At 72.6% G+C, this 22238-nt stretch carries 24 protein-coding genes; 14 read left to right on the forward strand and 10 right to left on the reverse strand.

The window, feature by feature from the left end:
- Positions 1–223 precede the first annotated feature (223 nt).
- A complete protein-coding gene (locus tag ACIGA3_RS15820; protein ID WP_399715237.1) occupies positions 224–1255 on the reverse strand; it encodes an acyl-CoA dehydrogenase family protein in 1032 nt (343 codons plus the stop codon).
- A 53-nt stretch (positions 1256–1308) separates the two neighbouring features.
- Between ACIGA3_RS15820 and ACIGA3_RS15825 the strand changes: the two genes are divergently transcribed.
- From ACIGA3_RS15825 to ACIGA3_RS15835, 3 genes are all read left to right on the forward strand, one after another.
- Positions 1309–2217, forward strand: coding sequence for an aldo/keto reductase (locus ACIGA3_RS15825; protein ID WP_399715240.1), 909 nt, complete (start codon positions 1309–1311; stop codon positions 2215–2217).
- Between the two features lie 96 nt (positions 2218–2313).
- A complete protein-coding gene (locus ACIGA3_RS15830; protein ID WP_399715242.1) occupies positions 2314–2709 on the forward strand; it encodes a VOC family protein in 396 nt (131 codons plus the stop codon).
- A 35-nt stretch (positions 2710–2744) separates the two neighbouring features.
- Positions 2745–3815 carry an adenosine deaminase gene (locus ACIGA3_RS15835; protein ID WP_399715244.1) on the forward strand — a complete coding sequence of 357 codons (1071 nt, stop codon included), beginning with the start codon at positions 2745–2747 and terminating at the stop codon, positions 3813–3815.
- On the opposite strand, the gene ACIGA3_RS15840 is transcribed toward ACIGA3_RS15835, so the two are convergent.
- Positions 3797–4312: a DinB family protein gene (locus tag ACIGA3_RS15840; RefSeq protein WP_399715247.1), complete on the reverse strand. Its 516-nt coding sequence runs from the start codon at positions 4310–4312 to the stop codon at positions 3797–3799. The two genes, ACIGA3_RS15835 and ACIGA3_RS15840, sit on opposite strands and share 19 nt — an antisense overlap.
- Before the next feature lie 45 nt (positions 4313–4357).
- Positions 4358–5260 carry a LysR family transcriptional regulator gene (locus ACIGA3_RS15845; protein ID WP_399715249.1) on the reverse strand — a complete coding sequence of 301 codons (903 nt, stop codon included), beginning with the start codon at positions 5258–5260 and terminating at the stop codon, positions 4358–4360.
- 142 nt (positions 5261–5402) lie between these two features.
- Here ACIGA3_RS15845 and mgrA point away from each other — a divergent pair, with 142 nt between their 5' ends.
- The 3 genes from mgrA (at position 5403) to ACIGA3_RS15860 (ending at position 7827) form a co-directional block, all read left to right on the forward strand.
- A complete protein-coding gene (gene mgrA, locus ACIGA3_RS15850) occupies positions 5403–6395 on the forward strand; it encodes an L-glyceraldehyde 3-phosphate reductase (RefSeq protein ID WP_399715252.1) in 993 nt (330 codons plus the stop codon).
- A 411-nt stretch (positions 6396–6806) separates the two neighbouring features.
- Positions 6807–7217, forward strand: a complete 411-nt coding sequence (locus ACIGA3_RS15855) for a hypothetical protein (RefSeq protein WP_399715254.1) — start codon at positions 6807–6809, stop codon at positions 7215–7217.
- A gap of 151 nt (positions 7218–7368) precedes the next feature.
- On the forward strand, positions 7369–7827 hold the full coding sequence (locus ACIGA3_RS15860) for an ATP-binding protein (protein WP_399715257.1): 459 nt from the start codon (positions 7369–7371) through the stop codon (positions 7825–7827).
- A gap of 213 nt (positions 7828–8040) precedes the next feature.
- Here the strand turns inward: ACIGA3_RS15860 and ACIGA3_RS15865 are convergent, their stop codons facing one another.
- Entirely contained in the window at positions 8041–8931 is an 891-nt protein-coding gene (locus ACIGA3_RS15865; RefSeq protein ID WP_399715259.1) for an RNA polymerase sigma factor SigF, read from the reverse strand.
- Positions 8932–9220: 289 nt separating this feature from the next.
- Between ACIGA3_RS15865 and ACIGA3_RS15870 the strand changes: the two genes are divergently transcribed.
- On the forward strand, positions 9221–9703 hold the full coding sequence (locus ACIGA3_RS15870) for a VOC family protein (RefSeq protein WP_399715261.1): 483 nt from the start codon (positions 9221–9223) through the stop codon (positions 9701–9703).
- Positions 9704–9720: 17 nt separating this feature from the next.
- Here the strand turns inward: ACIGA3_RS15870 and ACIGA3_RS15875 are convergent, their stop codons facing one another.
- Positions 9721–10623: an aminoglycoside phosphotransferase family protein gene (locus ACIGA3_RS15875; RefSeq protein ID WP_399715264.1), complete on the reverse strand. Its 903-nt coding sequence runs from the start codon at positions 10621–10623 to the stop codon at positions 9721–9723.
- Between the two features lie 133 nt (positions 10624–10756).
- Here ACIGA3_RS15875 and ACIGA3_RS15880 point away from each other — a divergent pair, with 133 nt between their 5' ends.
- The 5 genes from ACIGA3_RS15880 to ACIGA3_RS15900 all read left to right on the forward strand — a co-directional run bounded on the left by ACIGA3_RS15880 (position 10757) and on the right by ACIGA3_RS15900 (position 15762).
- Complete coding sequence (locus ACIGA3_RS15880) at positions 10757–11551, forward strand: VOC family protein (RefSeq protein ID WP_399715266.1); 795 nt, start codon at positions 10757–10759, stop codon at positions 11549–11551.
- Positions 11552–11584: 33 nt separating this feature from the next.
- Positions 11585–12295, forward strand: coding sequence for a ribonuclease H (locus ACIGA3_RS15885; protein ID WP_399715268.1), 711 nt, complete (start codon positions 11585–11587; stop codon positions 12293–12295).
- Between the two features lie 96 nt (positions 12296–12391).
- Complete coding sequence (locus ACIGA3_RS15890) at positions 12392–13603, forward strand: FAD-dependent monooxygenase (protein ID WP_399715270.1); 1212 nt, start codon at positions 12392–12394, stop codon at positions 13601–13603.
- 108 nt (positions 13604–13711) lie between these two features.
- Entirely contained in the window at positions 13712–15199 is a 1488-nt protein-coding gene (locus ACIGA3_RS15895) for an MFS transporter (protein WP_399715273.1), read from the forward strand.
- Positions 15196–15762, forward strand: a complete 567-nt coding sequence (locus ACIGA3_RS15900; protein WP_399715275.1) for a TetR family transcriptional regulator — start codon at positions 15196–15198, stop codon at positions 15760–15762. Before ACIGA3_RS15895 ends, ACIGA3_RS15900 begins: the two co-directional genes overlap by 4 nt.
- 1 nt (position 15763) lies before the next feature.
- Here the strand turns inward: ACIGA3_RS15900 and ACIGA3_RS15905 are convergent, their stop codons facing one another.
- The gene (locus tag ACIGA3_RS15905; RefSeq protein WP_399715277.1) at positions 15764–16648 is read right to left on the reverse strand and encodes a LysR family transcriptional regulator; all 885 of its coding nucleotides are present in this window, start codon (positions 16646–16648) and stop codon (positions 15764–15766) included.
- A 148-nt stretch (positions 16649–16796) separates the two neighbouring features.
- Here ACIGA3_RS15905 and ACIGA3_RS15910 point away from each other — a divergent pair, with 148 nt between their 5' ends.
- Positions 16797–17681: an SDR family oxidoreductase gene (locus ACIGA3_RS15910; protein WP_399715279.1), complete on the forward strand. Its 885-nt coding sequence runs from the start codon at positions 16797–16799 to the stop codon at positions 17679–17681.
- A 64-nt stretch (positions 17682–17745) separates the two neighbouring features.
- Positions 17746–18240 (forward strand): DUF6328 family protein, encoded by a 495-nt coding sequence (locus ACIGA3_RS15915; protein WP_399715282.1) that lies wholly within the window; start codon positions 17746–17748, stop codon positions 18238–18240.
- Here the strand turns inward: ACIGA3_RS15915 and ACIGA3_RS15920 are convergent.
- The 4 genes from ACIGA3_RS15920 to ACIGA3_RS15935 form a co-directional block, all read right to left on the reverse strand.
- On the reverse strand, positions 18237–18896 hold the full coding sequence (locus ACIGA3_RS15920) for a DUF2238 domain-containing protein (RefSeq protein WP_399715284.1): 660 nt from the start codon (positions 18894–18896) through the stop codon (positions 18237–18239). The two genes, ACIGA3_RS15915 and ACIGA3_RS15920, sit on opposite strands and share 4 nt — an antisense overlap.
- 97 nt (positions 18897–18993) lie before the next feature.
- Entirely contained in the window at positions 18994–20028 is a 1035-nt protein-coding gene (locus tag ACIGA3_RS15925) for a hypothetical protein (protein ID WP_399715286.1), read from the reverse strand.
- A gap of 129 nt (positions 20029–20157) precedes the next feature.
- Positions 20158–21159, reverse strand: coding sequence for a polyprenyl synthetase family protein (locus ACIGA3_RS15930; RefSeq protein WP_399715288.1), 1002 nt, complete (start codon positions 21157–21159; stop codon positions 20158–20160).
- A complete protein-coding gene (locus tag ACIGA3_RS15935) occupies positions 21156–22196 on the reverse strand; it encodes a tetratricopeptide repeat protein (protein ID WP_399715290.1) in 1041 nt (346 codons plus the stop codon). Before ACIGA3_RS15935 ends, ACIGA3_RS15930 begins: the two co-directional genes overlap by 4 nt.
- Positions 22197–22238: the final 42 nt, after the last annotated feature.

Here is a 22238-nt window from a genome sequence, read left to right on the forward strand (position 1 = left end):
TCCCTCGGTGCGTACAAGGGCCTGAGTGATGACGTCCTCGCCCAAGTGCATCCCAGAGGCGCTTTGCCGCTTCCGCGATCATGCCCTCCGGCAGGGCCTCGAACTGCTGCCGGTGCCGCTCGGGGTACGGACTGATCACGACTCGATACGCGCCCTGGCGCGCCGCCGGTCGGGCGGGTCCCGGTTCACCCTCAGGGTCGAACTGCGCCATCGCCGGACCGCGTCACCGGGCGAGTGCCTCCAGATGTGCCCTCCGGGTCTCCGCCGTCTGGCCCTGGATGAGGAGGAACATCCCCTCGCGGGCGAGGCGTTGGGCCCGGGAGGTGAGGGACATCGATCGGCCGCCCCCTGCTGCCACCGCTGCCGTGGTGGCTGTGGTCAGGGCCGCGTATGCCTCCGCTCGTACCGCCAGGCGTTCCTCCACTCGCTCCAGCGGGGACGGGTGGTCGGCCAGGGCGTAGGCGCGGGTGCGGATGTCCGTGAGGCGGGTCCGCAGCGGGGCTGCCGTGTCATCGTCCAGCAGGGAGAGTGCCGCCGCGGCGATGCCGAAGACCGCCGGGTTGGTGTTCAGGGTCTTGGCCCGGTCGGTGGGGGCCCAGTCCGCGTACGGGATGCGCAGGGCCAGCGAGTCGTCGGGTACTCGCAGGCGGTCCAGCTCCAGGGACACCGTGCTCGCCCCGGTCAGGGCGGCCAGGCGGAGGGGGCCGGAGGGGCGTAGACCCTGTTGTTCGCGGGCTTCCACGAAGGCGAAGACCGCCTCGTCGTCGTCGGTCAGGCCGGCCAGGAGGAGTACGTCGTTCAGACCCCAGCCGGTGTACCACGGCACCCTTCCGTCGAAGCGCCAGCCCGTGCCGTCGTGGTGAGCCCGCACCGGGGCCTCGGGGTGGGCGCGCAGTTGGGCGTATGCCACTCCGGACAGCAGCTCGCCGCGCGCCAGCGGGCCCAACAGGCGGTCGCGGGCGTCCGGTTCGCCCCGGGTGAGAACCTGGACCGGTGTGTGGTGCTGCGACTGGACGAACCAGGTCGAGCCGCACGCGCCGGCCAGGATCTCGGAGACCTCGCGCACCACGGCGGGCGGGGCCGCCGCGCCGCCGTACCCGGCCGGGGCGGTCAGGCCCAGCAGCCCGGACCGCTTCACGGCCTCGATGTGGCTCGCGGGCACGCCCTCCTGGTCCACCCGCTCCGCCTCGGGCTCCAGCACCTCCGCGGCGAGCAGGCGGGCGCGGGCGACGAGCGGGTGATCGGTGATCGTCATGCGCGCATTCCTACCCCGGCCGCCCCGCCCGCCACCTGTGGCACACTCCGCCGATGACCACCGAAACGATCACCGCGGCGGACGCCGGCACCGTCATACTCGGCGACCTCGCCGTCCACCGCGTCGGCCTCGGCGCGATGCGGCTGACCGGCAACGCCGCCTTCCACCTGGGCACCCCCAGCGACCGGGCCCGCTCGCTCGCCGTCCTGCGCCGGGCCGTGGAACTCGGGGTGAACCACATCGACACCGCCGCCTTCTACTTCTCCGCCCTGCGCTCCGCCAACGAACTCGTCAACACCGCCCTCGCCCCCTACCCGGACGACCTGGTCATCGCCACCAAGGTCGGCCCCTTCCGCGAGCAGGACGGCTCCTGGGGCACCGCCGCCCGCCCCGACCAACTGCGCGGCCACGTCGAGGAGAACCTCCGCCAGCTCGGCCGCGACCACCTCGATCTCGTGTACCTGCGCCGTATGCGCCAGGACTCCATCGCCGAACACTTCGGCGCCCTCGCGGAGTTGCAGCAGGCGGGCCTCGTCCGGCACCTCGGCATCTCGGCCGTCGAACCCCGGCACCTCACCGAGGCCCTGGCCATCGCACCGGTGGTCGCCGTGCAGAACCGGTACGGGCTCGACACCCCCGACCCCGAGGCGGCCGAGCTGCTGGGGCTGTGCGGCGAGCGCGGCATCGCCTTCGTCCCGTACTACGCCGTATCCGGGGAGACCGCAGAACGCGGCGCGCACGAGCGGCGCGCGGCCGACGCGGACACCGCCGTCGCGGAGATCGCCCGCGCGCACGGCGCCAGCCCCACCCAGGTCCGGATCGCCTGGACCCTCCACCAGGGCCCGCACGTCCTCGCCATCCCCGGCACGGGTGACCCCGCCCATCTCACGGAGAACATCGCGGCGGGCGCCCTGAAGCTCACCGACGACGAACTGGGCCGCCTGGACGCCTTCCACGAGTAGCCGAGCACCCCGTCGGGCGCCCCGAAAGAGATGACTGGCGTCCCGGTAGTTTTACGTATAACCTCTCCCGCTAACCACCCCCACCGGAAGGCCCCGATGCGCCGCGTTGCCCTGGTCACCCTCGTCGTGGACGACTACGACGACGCCATCCGCTTCTACACCGAGGCCCTCGGATTCCGGCTGGCGGAGGACGAGCCCCGCCCGGACGGCTCACGCTGGGTCGTCGTGGAGCCCGGCACCGAAGCGGGCGCCGGCACCGGGCTGCTGCTCGCCCGCGGGAAGAACGACGACCAGCGTGCCCGCGTCGGCGACCAGACCGGCGGCCGCGTCGGCTTCTTCCTGCACACCGACGACTTCGCCCGCGACCACGCCCGCATGACCGCCCACGGGGTGACCTTCCTGGAGGACCCCCGCCACGAGCCGTACGGCACGGTCGTCGTCTTCCAGGACCTCTACGGCAACCGCTGGGACCTCCTCCAGCCCGCCGCCTGAACCCCCATCCGCACGACCCGCCGAGGAAGCACGCCATGACCGCGCCCCGCATCGATACCGAGACCCTCCGCCGGCTCCCCAAGGCCGTCCTGCACGACCACCTCGACGGCGGCCTGCGCCCCGCCACCGTCATCGAACTCGCGGCCGCGGTCGGCCACACCCTGCCCACCACCGACCCCGACGAGCTGGCCGCCTGGTACGTCGAGGCCGCTGGCTCCGGCGACCTGGTCCGCTACATAGGCACCTTCGAGCACACCCTCGCCGTGATGCAGACCCGCGAGGGCCTGCTGCGCGTCGCCGAGGAGTACGTCCTCGACCTCGCCGCCGACGGCGTCGTCTATGCCGAGGTGCGCTACGCCCCCGAGCTGAACACGCGCGGCGGCCTGACGCTGCCCGAGGTCGTGGAGACCGTGCAGGAGGGTCTCGCCGCCGGTATGGCCAAGGCGGCCGCCGCCGGGACGCCCGTACGCGTCGGCACCCTGCTGTGCGGCATGCGGATGTTCGACCGGGTCGGCGAGGCCGCCGAACTGGCCGTCGCCTACCGTGACGCCGGGGTCGTCGGCTTCGACATAGCCGGCGCCGAGGACGGCTTCCCGCCCGCCGACCACCTGGCCGCCTTCGAGCGGCTGCGCGCCGAGAGCGTGCCGTTCACCATCCACGCGGGCGAGGCGTACGGCCTGCCCAGCATCCACCAGGCCGTCCAGGTGTGCGGCGCCCAGCGCCTCGGCCACGGCGTCCGCATCACCGAGGACATCGTGGACGGCAAGCTCGGCCGCCTGGCCGGCTGGGTCCGCGACCGCCGGATCGCACTGGAGATGTGCCCGACCTCCAACCTCCAGACCGGCTGCGCCACCTCCATCGCCGAGCACCCCATCACCGCCCTGAAGGACCTCGGCTTCCGCGTCACCCTCAACACCGACAACCGCCTGGTCTCCGGCACCACCATGACCCGCGAGATGGCGCTGCTGGTCGAGGAGGCCGGCTGGACGGCGGAGGACCTGCGCACGGTCACCGTGAACGCGGTCAAGAGCGCCTTCATCCCGTTCGACGAGCGCAAGGCGCTCATCGAGGACGTCGTCCTGCCGGGTTACGCCGCGGCGCTCTGAAGCAGCCCCTTGACGTAGGCGGCCTGTCCGACGTGCTGGAGATCGTCGGACAGGACGCTCACCAGCCGCACGCCCAGGGTGACCGGCGGCTCCCAGCGCTCGTCCACGACGCGCTCCAGATCCTTGGCGGCCAGGGTGCGCAGCACGCCGAGGGTCTGGTCGTGCACCGCGTCGTAGTACCCGGCCAGCAGCACGGTCGAGGGGACCCGCACCTTCGCGGCCTGCTCGGGGCTGTGGCCGTAACCGGTGTCGTGGTGCGGCAGGTCCAGGTCGAAGCGCTCGGCCCAGTCCAGCGACAGCCACACCTGGTCCAGCCCGAAGGCGTCGGCGATGTGGTCGTCCTGCACCCGGCTGAGATGCCACAGCAGCCAGGCGATGGAGTTGGCGCCGGGCGCGGGGGAGTGGTCCAGGTCGTCCGCGCCGAGGCCGTCGAGCACGGTGTGGACTTCTTCCCGGATACGGTCGTAGCCCTCGATGAGGATCTCCTTCGCGTACATGCTCCCACCCTCGCGCATCCCCGCGCCTGGCGCGAGGGCGTGGCGTCAGCCGGGTTCGCCGGGCTCCGCGTCCGGGCTGCCGAGCAGGGCGATCAGCGCGCGGGCGGCCGGGCTGGTGGCCCGCTCCGGCGGCAGCAGGGCCACCGTCTCGTACGCGGCCTCGTCCACGCCCTTGAACGGGAGCGCGGTGAGCGAGGTCCGCTTGTGCCGGAAGTGCCGGGGGACCACCGCGATGCCGAGGTTCTCGTCCACCAGGTCCAGCAGGCTGTGCACGTCGTTGACCTCCAGCGCGACCGTACGGCGCACCCCGGCCGCGGCGAACGCGGCGTCCGTGGCCCGGCGCGGCCCCCAGTCCGGATGGAAGTCCACGAACACCTCACCGGCCAGGTCGTCGGGGTCCGGCACCGCGCCGAGCGCGGCGAGCCGGTGCTCCGGATGGCACAGCACGGTCATCGGCTCGCTGGTCAGCGGCACCGAGCGCAGATGGTCACCGTCGGCCGGGGTGCGGTAGGCGAAGGCGAGGTCCAGGCGGCCCGTCGACACCCCCTCGGCCAGCGCCCCCGAACCGCTCTGCCGCAGCCGGATCTCCACGTCCGGGTGCTCCCGCCGGAAGGCGGCCAGCAGCCCCGCCACATGCACCCCGGCGATACACTGCTCGGCGCCCAGCGCCAGCGTGCCGCGCAGCACGCCCTGCACCGCCGCCACCGCCTCGTGCGCCGAACGCACCTGGGCGAGGATGCGCTCGGCCTCCACCAGCAGCGCCCGCCCGGCCTCCGTCAGCGTCACCCGGCGGGTGGTGCGCACGAACAGCGGCGCCCGCAGCTCCCGCTCCAGGGCGCGGATCGACGCGGAGAGCCCCGACTGGGACACCATCAGGCGCTCGGCGGCACGGGTGAAGTGCTGGTCCTCGGCGACCGCGACGAAGTGCTGGAGATGACGCAGTTCCATGATTGAGAAGCCTAGCCGCTGAAATCCATCGGATTCTTCTGTTGGACCGCTGACCGCGCTCCGGTGAAGAGTGGGGGAGGCTGCCGGACGCCCAGGTGTCCGGCGCCGGGAAGACCGTGTGCCAACCCCTTATGGAGTCGCGTTGTACACCGCCCACCCCGACCGCTACGCCGACCTGCCCTACCGGCGCTCCGGACGCAGCGGACTGAAGCTCCCCGCGCTGTCGCTCGGCCTGTGGCACAACTTCGGCCCCGACCGGCCGGTGGAGACCCAGCGCGCGATCCTGCGCCGCGCCTTCGACCTTGGGATCACCCACTTCGACCTGGCCAACAACTACGGCCCCCCGCCCGGCGCCGCCGAGTCCGCGCTCGGCGAGGCTCTGAAGGCCGACTTCACGCCGTACCGCGACGAGTTGGTCATCTCCACCAAGGCCGGCTATCTGATGTGGCCCGGCCCGTACGGGGAATGGGGCTCGCGCAAGTCCGTGCTGTCCTCGCTCGACCAGAGCCTGACGCGGATGGGCCTGGAGTACGTCGACATCTTCTACTCGCACCGCTTCGACCCCGACACCCCGCTCGAGGAGACCATGGGCGCGCTGCACTCGGCGGTCCAGCAGGGCAAGGCGCTCTACGTCGGCGTCTCCAACTACTCGGCGGAGCAGACCCGCGAGGCCGCGCGCATCCTGGGCGAGCTGGGCACCCCGCTCCTCATCCACCAGCCGCGCTACTCCATCCTGGACCGGCGCCCGGAGGACCAGGGCCTGCTGGACACCCTGGACGAGCTCCAGGTCGGCTCCATCGTCTACTCCCCGCTGGAGCAGGGCCTGCTCACCGGCCGCTACCTCGACGGCATCCCCGAGGACTCCCGCGCCGCGAGCGACAGCCCGTTCCTCAAGTCCGACGCCGTCACCGAGGACCTGGTGGGCCGGCTGCGCGCGCTGAACGAGATCGCCGCCTCCCGCGGCCAGACCCTGGCCCAGATGGCCCTCGCCTGGGTGCTGAGGGGCGGACGGGTGACTTCCGCTCTTGTCGGAGCGAGCAGCACCAGGCAACTGACGGACAGCGTCGGCGCCATCCGGAATCTGGAATTCGACGCGGATGACCTGGCCCGTATCGACGCCATCGTGAAGACATGAACTCGCCGGAACGGTGGTAGCGGAAGGCGGAAGTTTTTCCCGCCTTCACAATTTCTTCGCGTATTCCGGCGCGGGCGCCACTGAATTCCTGCCACGTCGGAGAAGCGGAGCCCGGAGCAGAGCCCAGGGGAGCCTCACCCCTGGGCTCTACCCGTGCGGGGGCTGGGGAGCAGGGGCCTTGGCGCGCCGTCCACGGTCGATAATCCGCCAACTAATGGGCGGCACTCCCGCGCGCCACATGATTCGGCCAGAATCGGGCATCGCATATGCCAGCAGAGTGGCCGGAAAGACATGGTGACAGTGTTTCCATTGTGGCGATACTCGAAATGCCAGGGGCACTTCACCGCACAGGAGCCGCACGGATAAGAGAGGGCCCGGTCGGCACACCGGCGAGGCAACGGGGGAGTGATCGTGCACGATGAATTCCTGTGCCATGTCACCGCGTACGGGATCTGCGGCGGTCAGCGGGTAGGCGTACCGCTCGGCACCTACCGCGCGCCCACCCTCGCGCTCGCCCTGTGGTGGCTGCGGGACCGCGCCTCCTGGATCGCCGAGCGCCTGGACCCCAGCCCCGAGGGCGAGAAGATCCCGCCGGGCGCCCTCGTCCCCGTCGCGGACACCGTGGCCGACGTCCCCACCCTGCTGCGCGCCTGGTGCTCCGACGACACCCGGCAGGAACTGGTCGCGGACGAACTGGCCGGCGGGCGCCTGGTGCGGATCGCCGCGAGCGACGACACCACCGAGTACGAACTCCTCGCCGAGTCGGTCGACGCCCTGCGTATGCAGCGCACCGTCCCCGCCTTCGTCGTCCCCGTCGCCTGACCGCGAAACCCCAGGTGCGGCCCGGTCGCTGCGAACCCGGCAGAGGTGTGTGAAGGGCGACCGCATCGGGGGGAGTGGGCGGCCCGAGTCGGGGTACGTGCAACACAGGCAACAGGCGACCGGCCGGACCGGGCACTTCGAGAGAGACACCATGACCGAACACCTGGGCGTGGCAGTGGCAGTGATACCGACTGGTTTCGACGTACCCGTGGAACCCCTTCGGCGTGCGGCGCACTACACCGGAGAACCAGGATGCATCGCCGACGCGCGGGCCTTCGCCGCGCGCTTCCTGGAGCAGCTGCGGACCGAGTGGTGCGCCACCGTCGACAGCCGGACGGGCGGGGACCTGCTCCTGGTCGTGAGCGAGCTGGTCACCAACGCCGACCGGCACAGCGGCGGCCCGTACATCCTGGAGCTGGAGGGCACCGACAGCGCGGTCAGCGTGTCGGTGTACGACAGCAGCGTGGCGCTGCCCCGCTGCTTCCCCAAGGACCCCGAGCGGGTCGGCCACCACGGCCTGGAGATCGTGCGCGCGGTGGCCTCGGAGATCATCGTGGACCGTGTACCGGTGGGGAAGCGCGTGCGCGCCCTCATCCGGCTGGACGGCTGAGCAACCCGCTCCACAGCCCTCCGGACCCAGTGAACGCCGACCGCGAACCGGTCGGCGTCTTCGTGTGTCCGGCTTTCGTGTGTCCGGCGGTCTCCGAATCGGCCTGAACGAGACTTGAGCAGACGAGCAGACGAGCAGACATGACAAAGGGCGGCCCGGCCGGACCGGACCGCCCCTCTCAGCTCACGACCTCAGAGCGTCAGCGCGTCGTGCTCAGGCGCAGCCCAGCTCGCCGAGCATGCCCTCACGCAGCCGCGAGATGATGCGCTTGATCAGACGGGAGACGTGCATCTGCGAGCAGCCGAGCTTCTCGCCGATCTCCGCCTGCGTGGCCTCCTCCACGAACCGCATGTGGATGATCTGCCGGTCGCGGTCGCTCAGTTCGGCCATCAGCGGGGCCAGCGCGTGGAAGTCCTCCACCAGCCGCAGGCCCTCCTCCTCGACGCCGATGAAGTCCGCCAGGACCGCTTCGCCGTCCTCGCGGCCGTCGCCGGTGAGCGCGGCGTCCAGCGAGCTGGAGTTGTAGCCGTTGGAGGCCAGCTGGCCCTCGACGACCTGCTCCACGGTGATGTTCATGAGCGTGGCCAGTTCCGCCACGGACGGGTCGCGGTCCAGCCGGCTCGACAGCTCCTCACGGGCCTTGGCCAGCTCCACGCGCAGCTCCTGGAGGCGGCGCGGAACGTGCACCGCCCAGGTGGTGTCGCGGAAGAACCGCTTGATCTCGCCCACGATGTACGGCAGCGCGAAGGAGGTGAACTCCACCTCGCGCGACACCTCGAACCGGTCGATCGCCTTGATCAGGCCGATCATGCCGGTCTGGACGATGTCCTCCATGTCGTCGCCGCGGCCCCGGAAACGTCCGGCGGCGAAGCGCACCAGCGACATGTTCATCTCGATGAGGGTGTTGCGGGCGTACTGGTATTCGTGCGTGCCCTCTTCCAGCTCCGCCAGGCGGCGGAAGAACTGCCGTGACAGGGCCCGCGCGTCACGCGGGGCCACGGATGCGGGGTCCGCGATGCCAGGAAGGATCTCCTCGTCCGTCCTGTCCTGCGCGGTCTTCCCCGCGACCTCTGCCTGTGACCGGATGCCGACGGCGGTGTCCATTACCTCTCCCACGTAAGTCACGGTTCGACGACTGCTCCCCCCGGCCCCGGTCTCCCTGGGCCATGGATGCCGCGTGGTCCCCGGCTACCCGGAAAACCCCGCCCCATGCACGTCTTCTCTCACGGGCCGGGTACCCCCGGTCACGCGACGCATGCAGACGAATTTCGAGGTGGCTTGAAATCGACGGAGTGGCTTGATCTTATCGGCCCACGACCGATGAGTCCTGGGGCGGGTGACGGTCGGTACAGGTGAGCGCGCGACCGGCGCGGCGATTCGCACAGGAGGCCCCATGTCCAACGGTGGTTTCACCACATGTCTCTGGTTCGACGGCCAGGCCGAGGAGGCGGCGCACTACTACGTGTCCGTCTTCAAGGACTCCGGCGTCGGCCGCGTCACCCACTGGAGCGAGGCCGGCCCCGGTGAGGCCGGAACCGTGCTCACCGTCGAGTTCACCGCCAACGGCCAGAAGTTCGTCGCCCTCAACGGCGGCCCCGAGTTCAAGTTCAGCGAGGCGATCTCGTTCCAGATCCTCTGCGCCGACCAGCGGGAGGTCGACCACTACTGGAACCGGCTCATCGAGGACGGCGGCGAGGGCGGCCCCTGCGGCTGGCTCAAGGACAAGTACGGCGTCTCCTGGCAGGTCTGCCCCGAGCGGCTGCTCGACATGACCAGGGACCCCGACCCGCAGAAGGCCGCCCGCGCCTTCAGCGCCATGATGAAGATGGGCAAGCTCGACCTCGCCGCCCTGGAGACGGCGTACGCGGGCACATGACCGGGCCCGGCGCCCGGTCACAGGCTCTCGGCGAGCACCTCGCCGATCGTGTGCCGGGCGTTCTCGGCCAGTACCGGGTTGGTGCGCCAGTAGTAGGGGAGCTGGACCAGGGCGATGGACAGCGCCCAGCCCCGGCCGCGCGCCCACTCGGCGTCGTCCGCGCCCACCGCGTCGCGGAAGACGCACCGGGCGGAGGCGGGCAGCAGGTTCCAGGCCACGATCAGGTCCACGGCCGGATCGCCCACCCCGGCGCAGCCGAAGTCGATCACCGCGCTCAGCTGCCCCTCGGCGGTGACCAGAACATTGCCGGGGGAGAGGTCGCCGTGCGCCCAGACCGGCGGGCCGGTGTGCGCGGGGGCGGTCAGCGCCCGCTCCCACCGGGCGGCCGCCTCGGCCGTGTCGACGCGGCCCGCGAGCTGGGCCAGCGCCTCACGGGTCGACTCGTCCTGGCCGGTGAGCGGGCCACCCCGGTAGCCCTTGGGCGCGTCCACGGTCGCGGTCTGGCGCAGTGCGGCCACGAACGCGCCCAGCTCCTTGGCCAGTTGCTCCGGCTGCTCCACGGCGCCCGCGACCGGGTTGGCGCCGTCCAGCCAGCGGTAGACCGACCAGGGCCAGGGGAAGTCACCGTCCGGCTCCCCGGACCCCACCGGCTCCGGCACGGCCACCGGCAGGCCGGGGCCCAGCCGGGGCAGCCAGTCCCGCTCGTGCGTCACGTCCGCGACCGCGCCCGGATACCGGGGGAGCCGTACCACCAGGTCCGGACCCAGCCGGAACATCGCGTTCTCCGTGCCGGACGACCTCAGCCGGCTCACCGGCAGCGCGGCCCACGCCGGGAACCGCCGTGCCACCAGGCGGCGCACCAGCCGGGCGTCGATGTCGATCTCACCCGCACGCATCTTCTGAGTACTCACCGGCCCCATCCAAGGTCCGGCGCGTCCCCGCTGTCGACCGAAAAAACGAGACCACCGAACGGCACACCGTCCCCGAGCGCCCCGCCCACCGGGTGGCTAGCGTGATGTTCCGGGACGAACCGTCAAGAGGAGAGGGCCGACCATGGCCGTACAACCCGAAGGAACGCCCTGCTGGGCCGATGCGATGTTCACCGACCTGGAGGGTGCCAAGCAGTTCTACGGCGACGTCCTCGGCTGGACGTTCGGCGAGTCGTCGTCGGAGCACGGCAACTACACCCAGGCGTACGCGGACGGCAAGGCCGTCGCCGCCATCGTCCCGCCCATGCCCGGCCAGGAGGGCGCCTCGCAGTGGTGTCTCTACTTCGCCTCGCCGGACGCCGCCGCGACCGTCGCGAAGATCCGGGAGAACGGCGGCGAGGTGCTGATGGAGCCGATGCGGGTGGGCGACTTCGGCACCATGAGCCTCGCCCGTGAACCCAGCGGCGCGGTGTTCGGCGTCTGGCAGGGCGACGCCCACGAGGGCTTCGAGGCGGTGGCCAAGCCCGGGGCCTACTGCTGGTCGGAGGTGTTCACCCGCGAGCCGGAGAAGGCGGACGCGTTCCTTTCGGCCGTCTTCCCGTACCGGATGAAGGAGATGGCGGACGAGCACGTCGACTTCCGGCTTTTCGACCTGGGCGCCGACCCGGTGCTCGGCCGGATGCGGATGGGCGAGGAGTTCCCGCCCGAGGTCCCCTCCTACGTCAACGTCTACTTCACCGTCGAGGACTGCGACGCGGCCGTGGCCCGTGCCGTCGAGCGCGGTGCCGTGCTCCGCTTCGGCCCGATGACCAGCCCCTTCGGCCGGTTCGCCGCTCTCACCGACCCGCAGGGTGCCAACTTCTCGGTGATCGACGTCACCACCACCGAGGGAGACATGCCCGACTTCAAGGACGCCTGACCCGGCCGGTCCGGGCCCCGGCGCGGCCGTGGCATGATCGTGCACATGCGTGAACGTGTGGTGGCCGCGTGCGACGGGGCTTCGAAGGGAAACCCCGGGCCGGCCGGATGGGCGTGGGTGGTCTCCGACGACGACGAGCGGACCCCGGCCCGCTGGGAGTCGGGTCCGCTCGGCCGGGCCACCAACAACGTCGCCGAACTCACCGCGCTGGAACGGCTGCTGGCCGCCGTCGACCCCGACGTGCCGCTGGAGGTCCGGATGGACTCCCAGTACGCGATGAAGGCCGTCACCACCTGGCTGCCCGGCTGGAAGCGCAACGGCTGGAAGACCTCCGCGGGCAAGCCGGTCGCCAACCAGGAACTCGTCGTCCGTATCGACGCGCTGCTCGACGGGCGCTCGGTCGAGTTCCGTTACGTCCCCGCCCACCAGGTCGACGGCGACCCGCTGAACGACTTCGCCGACCGCGCCGCCAGCCAGGCCGCCGTCGTCCAGGAGGCGGCGGGCAGCGCCCACGGCTCGCCCGAGCCGCCGCCCTCACCCGACACCCCGGCCCCGGCCCGCCGCAAGGCGCCCCGGCGTGCCACCGGTGGGTCGGCATCCGCGTCCGCTGCTGCTTCCGCGCGGACCATCAAGGCCAAGTTCCCCGGGCGCTGCCTGTGCGGCCGTTCCTACGCCGCCGGCGAGTCCATCGCCAAGAACGCGCAGGGCTGGGGCCACCCGGAGTGCCGTACCGCCAACGGCTGACCGTCCCCGCCGGAGCCTTCCGGGCCCGGTCGTACGCCGACGCTGCTACCCTGCGAGGCCGAACGACTACGTCCGGTGACTTCCAGGGGTGTGCGCGTGAAGGTCGTCTGCGTCGGAGGCGGGCCCGCGGGCCTGTACCTCGCCATCCTGCTCAAGCGGCAGAACCCGTCCCACGACATCACCGTCCATGAACGCGCCCCCGAAGGCTCCACCTACGGGTGGGGCGTCACCTACTGGCAGGGGCTGCTGGACCGGCTCCGCGCCCACGACCCCGAGTCGGCGCACGCCATCGCGGAGAACTCGGTCCACTGGAACGAAGGCGTCGCCCACGTACGGGACTCGAGCACCCGGCAGCCGGGGGACCAGGGCTTCGGCATCGGCCGCCACCGCCTCCTCGAACTGCTCGCCGAGCGCGCCCGGACCCTGGACGTACGGCTGGAGTTCGAGAGCGAGATCACCGAACTCCCGGCCGGGGCGGGCCTGGTGGTGGCCGCCGACGGCGTCGGCAGCGCTCTGCGCACGAGGTACGCGGACGAATTCGGCACCCATGTCACCCACGGCCGCAACCACTTCCTCTGGCTCGGCACGACCAAGGTCTTCGACGCCTTCACCTTCGCCTTCGTCGAGACCGGGCACGGGTGGATCTGGGCCTACGGCTACCCGTACGACACCGGGCACAGCACCTGCGTCATCGAGTGCTCGCCCGAGACCCTCACCGGCCTCGGCCTGCACCGCGCCGACGAGGGCGAAGGACTCGCCCTGCTGGAACGGCTCTTCGCCGAACTCCTCGACGGCCACCCCCTCATCGGCCGCACCAGCGACGGCGCGAGCGTCCCCTGGCTGAACTTCCGCACCCTCACCAACCACACCTGGCACCACGACGGCCTCGTCCTGCTCGGCGACGCCGCCCACACCACCCACTACTCCATCGGCGCCGGCACCACCCTCGCCCTGGAGGACGCCATGTGCCTCGCCACCGCCGTGCGCGAGCACCCCGCCCTGCCCGACGCCCTCGCCGCCTACGAGAAGCGGCGCCGCACCGAGCTGCTGTCCGCGCAGAGCGCCGCCCGCTACAGCGCCCGCTGGTACGAGAGCCTGCCCCGCTACATCGACCTCCCCCCGCACCGCATGTTCGCCCTGCTCGGCCAGCGCCACTCCCCACTGCTGCCCCACGTCCCGCCCCAGCTCTACTACGGCCTCGACAAGGCCGCGGGGCAGCTCGAACCGCTGCGCCGGCTCAAGCGCTGGCTCGGCCCCCGCGCCGCCCGCGCCCTGCACGCCGCGCGCACCCCCGACCGCCCCCGCTGACCCCCTGCACCCCAGCTCAGGACACGGGTAAATGTTGGTGAATAGCCATTCACTGGATAGAGTGAATGGCTATTCACCAGTCACGCACATTCACCCGCAGGAGCGTCGATGGGCCCCTCCGCCCCCATACCCGAGCCGCCCGGCACCCTCGCGGCGCCGCCCCGGCTGCGGGAACGCCTCACCATCCCCGTGCTGGCGTCGGGCGGCATCCTCATGGCCGTCATGCAGACCGTGGTCGTCCCGCTCCTGCCCGACCTGCCCCGGCTCACCGGATCGTCACCGGCCGCCGTCTCCTGGATGGTCACCGCCACCCTGCTCTCCGGCGCCGTGCTCACCCCCGTGCTCGGCCGCGCCGGTGACATGTACGGCAAGCGCCGGGTACTGACCTCCGCGCTCGCCCTGATGACCGTCGGCTCGGTGCTGTGCGCCCTGTCCTCCGACATCACCGTGCTCATCACCGCCCGCGCGCTCCAAGGCGCCGCCGCCTCCGTCGTCCCGCTGGCCATCAGCATCCTGCGCGACGAACTCCCGCCCCAGCGGCGCGGATCGGCGGTGGCGCTGATGAGCTCCACCGTCGGCATCGGCGCCGCGCTCGGCCTGCCACTGGCCGCGCTCGTCGTGCAGTACGCCGACTGGCACACCATGTTCTGGCTGACCAGCGCCCTCGGCGCGCTCGGGGTCGCGGCCACCTGGTGGGCGGTCAGGGAGTCGCCCGTACGCGAGCCCGGCCGGTTCGACGTGGTCGGCGCGCTGGGCCTGGCCGCCGCGCTGGTGTCCCTGCTGCTCGCCGTGTCCCAGGGCGGCCAGTGGGGCTGGGGGAGCCCCGCCGTCATCGGGCTCTTCGCCGCCTTCGTCGTCGTGCTCGCCCTGTGGTGGTGCCATCAGTTGCGGAGCGCCCGGCCTTTGGTGGACCTGCGGCTGGTGACCCGGCCCAGGGTGGGCCTGTCCCATGTGGCGGCCCTGCTCACCGGCTTCGCGTTCTACGCCAACTCGCTCGTCACCGCCCAGCTCGTCCAGGCGCCGAAGGCCAGCGGATACGGGCTCGGGCTGTCCATCGTCGCCACCGGACTGTGCCTGCTGCCCGGCGGCGTCACCATGCTGCTCTTCTCGCCACTGTCCGCCCGGATCTCCGCCAGGCGCGGGCCCAGGATCACCCTCGCGCTCGGCGCCGCCGTCATCGCCTGCGGATACGCGCTGCGCATCGCCGACAGCCGTGACCTGTGGATGATCATCCTCGGGGCGACCGTGGTGGCCACCGGCACCACCCTCGCCTACTCCGCGCTGCCCACGCTGATCCTGCGCGCCGTGCCGGCCGCCCAGACCGCCTCCGCCAACGGCGTCAACGTCCTGATGCGGACCATCGGCCAGGCCGTCTCCAGCGCCGCCGTCGCCGCCGTGCTGGTCCACCACACCAGCCTCGTCGCCGGCATACCGGTGCCCACCCTGCACGGCTATCTGCTGGCGTTCGGCATGGCCGGCGCCGTCGCGCTCGCCGCCTGCGCGGCCGCGCTCACCATCCCCGGCGACAGCACCCCCGGCAGCGCCCGCCGCGCCGAAGGCGCCACCCAGGGGGCCCGCGCCCTGGAGGAGGCGTGACCACCGCCTCCGCCCCCGCGCGCCGCGACGCCGAGGCCACCAAGGCGGCCATCCTCAAGGCCGCCCGGCACCTCCTGGCCCGGCACGCGCACGCCGACATCACCCTCAAGGCCGTCGCCGACCGGGCCGGGGTCAGCCCGCCGCTGGTGCTGAAGTACTTCGGCAACAAGGACGCCCTGTTCGCCCGCGTCATGTCCTTCGACGCCGATGCCGACGACCTCCTCGACGCGCCCCTCGCCGACCTCGGACGGCACATGGTCCGGCACGTCCTGGCCAGCCAGCGGGACCGGGGCGCCGACCCGCTGCTGCGCATCGCCTTCGCCCCGCTGCACGGCGACCGCGGCGACATCCTGCGCGCCAACTTCCGCGCCCAGGTCACCGACCGCCTCGCCGCCCGGCTCACCGGTTCCGACGCGGCCCTGCGCGCCGAGCTGGCCGTGGCGGCGCTCATCGGGGTCGGCGTCATGTACGGCATCGCCCGCGGCCCCCACCTGCGCGAGAGCGGCCCGGACGAGGTGGCCGACCGCTACGGACCGCTCGTCCAGGCGCAGTTGACGCCCTGACTCACCCCTCGGGGCCGGTCAGCAGCGCCTGCGCGCAACGCCGGAACGCGGCGAGCAGGCGGCCGCTGTCGCCCGCGCGGGTGGCCAGCGCGACATGGCACGGCTCGACACCGCGCAGCGGGATCGCGGTCAGATCGGGCCGCGCCGGCATGCCCGGCGCGGCCGCCGCGATGGCCAGCGCCTGTCCCGACGCGACCAGTTCGAACTTGTCCTCGATGTCCCCGATGAACGGCCCGTCCGGCGCGGGGCGTCCGTCCGGGCGCGGGTCGATCCGCCAGAACGCGTCCCACAGCGGGTCCGGGACGCGGGGGAGGGGCTCGTCGGCGATGTCGTCCACCGTGACCGACTCCTTGCCCGCGAGCCGGTGGTCCAGCGGGACCACCACCACGCGCGGCTCGTCGTAGAGCACGCTCACCCGCAGCCCGTCGGTGGCGAACGGCAGCCGGGCCACCAGGGCGTCCACCCGGTGGCCGAGCAGCGCCTCCCGCGTCTCGTGCCAGCGCAGATGCGCGGTGCGCACGTCCGCGTCCGGGAAGCGGCGCCGCAGTTCCCGTACGGCCGGGGTGACCAGTACTCCCGTGGTGTAGCCGATGGTGATCCGGCTGGGCTCGGCGGCGGCCCGTGCCTCGGTCGCCGCTTGCCGGGCGGCCCGCAGGAGCGCCTCGGCGCGCGGCAGGAAGACCTCGCCCGCCTCGGTGAGCCGGGTGCCCTGCGGGGTGCGGTCCAGCAGTTCGACACCCAGTTCCCGCTCCAGCCGCCGTACCTGACGGCTCAGCGAGGGCTGTGTGATGTGCAGGGCGGCGGCCGCGCGGCCGAAGTGCCGGTGCTCGGCGACGGCCGTGAAGTACCGGACCAGCCGGAGATCGAGATCCGCGAAGTCGGACATGCCTTCCAGCGTACGGCTCCCGGCACATCACCCAGCCTGCGGTGATGCCCGGAACGTATTGCGCCATGCGAAAGAAGCCTTGGACGCGTGCGTTCCGCCCGGCCGACGATGGAGGCACTTCCACCGACCATCCGAGGAGAGCGTCACCATGCGTGTTTTCGTCACCGGGGCCACCGGGTTCATCGGCTCCGCCGTGGTGCCCGAACTGATCGGCGCCGGGCACGAGGTCGTCGGCCTCGCCCGTTCGGACGACGGCGCGGCCGCGCTGAAGGAGGCGGGCGCCGAAGTGTTCCGGGGTGGCCTGGAGGAACCCGAGGGCCTGGCCCGCGCGGCGGACGGCGCCGACGGCGTGATCCACCTGGCCTTCGTCCACGACTTCACCGACTTCGACGCGGCCGGCGCCACCGACCTGCGGGCCATCGAGGCGATGGGCGCCGCGCTGGCGGGCTCGGGGCGGCCGCTCGTGGTCACCTCGGGCACCGCGATCGCCCCGGCGGGCCGCCTTGCCGTCGAGACCGACGCGCCCGCGCCGGGGACCCACCGCACGCCGTCCGAGGAGGCCGCCGTCGCGCTCGCCGGGCAGGGTGTGCGCGGCTCCGTGGTGCGGCTCGCGCCCTCCGTGCACGGGCGCGGTGACCACGGCTTCGTACCGCACCTCATCCGGATCGCCCGCGAGAAGGGGGCCGCAGGCTACGTCGGGGACGGCGCCAACCGCTGGCCCGGAGTTCACCGGCTCGACGCCGCCCGGCTGTTCCGGCTCGTGCTGGAGCAGGCCCCGGCGGGCACGCGGTGGCACGCGGCCGCCGACGAGGGTGTGCCGTTCCGGGACCTCGCGGAGGTCATCGGCCGGCACCTGGACGTGCCCGTGGTGAGCGTGCCGCCGGAGCGGGCGGGGGAGCACTTCGGGTTCCTCGGCCGGTTCGCCGGGGTGGACAACCCCACCTCCAGCGCCCTGACCCGCGAACGGCTCGGCTGGCGCCCCGACGGGCCGGGACTGCTCGCCGACCTGGACGAGGGCCACTACTTCGTGTGAGCAGCAGGGTCCGCCCGGACAGGTGACCGGTTTGAAGGAACGTTTGCGCGGTTAATTGGATCGCATGACCGAGGAGGCACCGCGCAGGGGGCGGGACGAGACAGCGGAAGAGCGGGCCGACCGCAAGTGGGGCGAGCTGATCCAGGAGGTACGCGTCGCGCAGACCGGCGTCCAGATCCTGTTCGGGTTCCTGCTCACCGTGGTCTTCCAGCCGAAGTACGCTCAACTGTCCAGCACCGATCAGCTCATCTACATCGTCACCGTCGTCCTGGGTGCCTGCGCGACCGGCGCCCTCATCGGACCGGTCTCGCTGCACCGCCTGGTCTCCGGGCGCCGGGTGAAGCCGCAGGCGGTGCGGCTGGCCGGGGCGCTCACCTTCGTCGGCCTGGTGCTGCTCCTGGCCACCATGGCCTGCTCGCTGCTGCTGATCCTTCGGGTGGCCACTCACAACGGCTATGTGCCATGGCTGGTCGGGTCCGTCGTCGGCTGGTACCTGATCTGCTGGTACGGCCTGCCCATGTGGGCCAGGCGACAGCACACCGACCCCGAGGACGACTAACGACTGATGTTGGTACGGGCCTCCAGGGCCGCCAGTGAGCGGTCGTGGACCCGGCTGAGCAGCAGCAGCGACAGCACGGCGCCGATCAGGGCGCAGAACATGTCCCACTGGGTGTCCCAGACATCGCCCTGGGTGGCGAGGAAGGCGTCCGCGCCGTGCCCGCCGATCACCGCCGCCAGCCACTCCAGCAGCTCGAAGCAGGCGCTGAAGGCCAGGCAGGCGCACACCGTCAGCGGGGCCAGCCAGCGGCTGCCACGCAGCGGCGAGGTACGGGTGAGCAGTTCGCGCACCAGGATCGCCGGGACGAACCCCTGCATCAGATGCCCGAACCGGTCGTACGGATTGCGGGCCAGCTGGAAGGTGTCCCGCACCCAGTCACCCGCCGGCACCTGCGCGTAGGTGTAGTGGCCGCCGACCGCCAGCACCAGGGCGTGCGCGGTGAGCAGAGCGCACAGGAGCCCGGTGAGCGGGAAGCGCCGCCACAGGAGCACCACCAGCGGCAGCCCGAGCAGCACCCAGAAGGTCTCCAGGAACCATGTCGCACGGTCCCGCGCGCCCCACGCGGACACGGCCAGGCCCACGGCGGCCACGCCGGCGAACACGGCGGGCGGCACCGGGCGGCGGACGGACGGCCGGTCGGGGTGGACTGCGGTCATGGCGGGCTCCAGAGAGTGGGCGACGTGGCAGCCCCATCGTCAGGGCGCCCGGCGCGCGGGGCATGAGTACCGGTACTCATGCCCCCACCGGGCATCCCTAGGGCTTGTCTCCCACGGCGCCGCGCAGCGCGGTGAGGCAGGAGCCGATCGCCTGCTGCAACTCCTCCAGGCGACGGACCATGTCGTCCTCGTAGAAGTCCTGGGCGTCGTCGAAGGTCAGCTCCTCGAAGGCCCGCGTCGCCTTCTGGAGGCTGCCGTAGAACCGGGTGCGCCGCTCCTGGACGCGCAGCTCCGGATCGGCCTCGACGGTGTCGGCGACCAGCGTCTTCAGCGTGTCGTACGCCTCGACAGCCCACTCGCCGGTGTCCTCGTCCTCCTCCAGCTCGTCGATCAGCGAGAGGTGACGCTCGGCCTCCTCGCGCAGTTCGAGGGGTGCGTCGACGGTCTGGCCCGCCGGGGTCCTGATCTGCCCGGACTCCGCGATCTGCCGGACGTAGCCGATCTTGTCGGCGGCCCGGCTCTCGGTGGCGACGGCCTTCTTCAGGTCGTCGGTGCGCACCACGTCCCGGGCCAGCTCTGCCTGGAGTTCGGGGTCCTCCTTGATCCGGTCCAGCAGGGCGGAGCGGGCCGCGCGGGCGGTGGAGGGGTCGGCCAGGATGGCGGCGCGCAGCGCGGTCGGGTTCTCGGCCACCTCCAGCGCCTTGGTCGGGCGGATGCCCTCGGCCGCGGCGGCCTCCGCGATGGCGGTGCCCCGCTCGGAGGTGGCGCTGCTGCGGGCGGAGTAGTAGCTCAACCACGCGTCGGAGTCCGGGAGTTCGACCTCCTGGCCCGGCTGAAGCGTCTCGAACTGCGGGACCAGGCCGTCGTCGGCGGCCCGGTCCCAGGCCCGGTAGTAGCGCATGACCCGCTCGGGCGAGCACTCCGCCAGCTCCGCGAACTCCTTCGCGGACACCTTCGGGGTCTCCCCGGCCGCCTGCCCGCCCGGCCGCACACTGCGCGCCACCATCAGCGCGAAGGCCCAGCCGCCGGTGCGCGCGTACACCCCGAACTCGCGGGCGTCACGCGCCACGAGGTCGGACAGGGGCGCCGGGGCGGCGGCGGTCGTCTCGGCGGGGTCGATGGCCAGGGTCACGGATGGCTCTCCTGCGTACGGGGGCTCGATGGTGCGGTTGCCCGGCCGGCCGGGCACCGGGGGCAGCCTATATGGCCCGATAGGCGATGTTTCGCCACAGCCCGGCAGGAGGGACGAGTGCGGGCCGTCTCATCGTTCGCGGTCCGCGAGGGAGTCCAGCAGGGCGACCAGCTCACCCGCCGCGCCCGCCTCCAGCGGCAGCCCGTCGAGCAGCGTCCGGGCGGCCGCCATGTGCGCGCGGGCCTCGGACAGGGCCGCCGTACGGCCGCCCGCCGCCTCGATGAGCGCCACCGCCTCCGCCGCGCGGCCCGGCGCCCGCAGCAGGCCGCGCAGGCGGTTGCCCTCGGGCGAGGCGAGCGCGGTCAGCACCGGGTACGTCTTCTTGCCCTCGCGCAGGTCCCCGCCCACCGGCTTGCCGGTGACCTCGGGGCGCCCCCAGATGCCCAGCACGTCGTCCGCGAGCTGGAAGGCGACCCCCGCGTGCCGTCCGGCCCGGTCCAGCGCGGCGACGACCGGGCGCGGAGCCCCGCCCAGCAGCGCGCCGAGCGCGAGCGAACAGCCCAGCAGCGCCCCCGTCTTGCCCTCCGCCATCACCCGGTACTCCTCGGGCGTCACCGCCTCCGGGCCGGTCCAGGGGCGGGAGGCGAACAGCAGGTCGTCGGCCTGCCCCCGCATCAGGTCGGCCAGCGCGCCGGAGAGCAGCCGGACCCCGCCCGGCACGTCGGCCAGGGTGCCGACCGCCAGCGCGAACAGGGCGTCCCCGGCGAGTACGGCGGGACCCGTGCCGTACGCCTTCCACAGCGCGGGGCGGCCGCGACGGGTCACGTCGCCGTCCATGATGTCGTCGTGCAGCAGCGAGAAGACGTGCACCAGCTCCACCGCGACCGCCCCCGGCACCCCCGCCCCGGCATCCGCGCCGACCGCCCGCGCCCCGAGCACCGCCAGCGCCTGCCGCACCCCCTTGCCGCCCGCCTCCGTGCCGTCGCACCAGCCGAAGGAGTACGCGGCCATCTCGGCCAGCCACGGGTGCAGCCCGGCGATCGCCTCCCGCAGCGCGGGCCGCGCCAACTCGCGTGACGCATGCAGGACGTGGGTCGCCGGCATCCGCTCGGCGCGGAACACCGCCGTCACCGGGCACCCTCCGCCTCGGTCACGAACTCGGCCTGCGCCCGCGCCACCATCTCCCGCGCGTGCCGCAGCCCTGACCGCTCCAACACCACGGCCAGGTCGGCCAGTTCGGCCGCCGTCTCCTCCGGGTCGCGGCCCAGTCGGGCCAGGGACTTGGCCAGACCGAGGCGGGACAGCGCCTCGCCCCGGGGCTCGTCCATCGTGCGGAACTCGGACAGCGCCAGGCCGTACAGGTCGCGCGCCTCCTCGTGACGCCCGGCCCGGTAGAGGACGTTGCCGCGCATCTTGTGGTTGTAGGCGAGCGCGCTGGACAGGTTCATCGACCGGCACGTCTCCTCCGCCCGCGACAGCAGCTCCAGCGCCCGGCCGGTGTCCTCGTCGCGCGCCGAGAGGATGTCCGCGAGACCGCGCAGCGCCCAGGCGTGGCCACGCCGGTCGTCGGCCCGCTCGGCTATCTCCGCCGCCTCCTCGAACAGCGCGTACGCCCGGTCGAAGTCGCCGGTGTTGCGGTGCATCTGCGCGATGCCCTCCAGCGCCCACACCGTGTGCCGGGCCTCCCCGCGCCTGCGGGCCTCGGCCAGCAGCTGTTCGTGCAGCCGGCCGACCGCCGCGTAGTCGCCCTGGATGCGCCCGGTCTCCGCGAGCCCTGCCAGCGAGTAGCCCCGGACCACGATGTCGCCGCCGCGCTCGCCGAGTTCGGCCGCCAGCCCCAGCAGCCGCCAGGCCAGCGGGAACGCCCCGCGCTGCCGGGCCAGCGTGCCCCCGCTCCACAGCGCCCAGGCCATCGCCGCGGTGTCCTGGGCCGTACGGGCCGCCCGGTAACTGGCCTTCCACGCACGGTCCGCCTCCGCCGTGCTGCCGAGCCGCCGGTGCGCCTCGGCCACCGCGAGACCGCAGCGGGCCACCTCGGCGGGGTGCCCGGCCCGTTCGGCCTCACGCAGCCGCTCGGTGCCCTCGGCCAGCACATCGGTCAGCGAGGAATTGACGGACAGGGTGGTCAGGGCGCCCTGGTACTCCGGGGCGGAAGCCTTGCCGTACATGTGAACCCTTCTATACACCACGTGTATACGCGACGCGTATAG

This window comes from Streptomyces sp. NPDC085596, from assembly GCF_044541565.1.
Classification (GTDB): domain Bacteria; phylum Actinomycetota; class Actinomycetes; order Streptomycetales; family Streptomycetaceae; genus Streptomyces.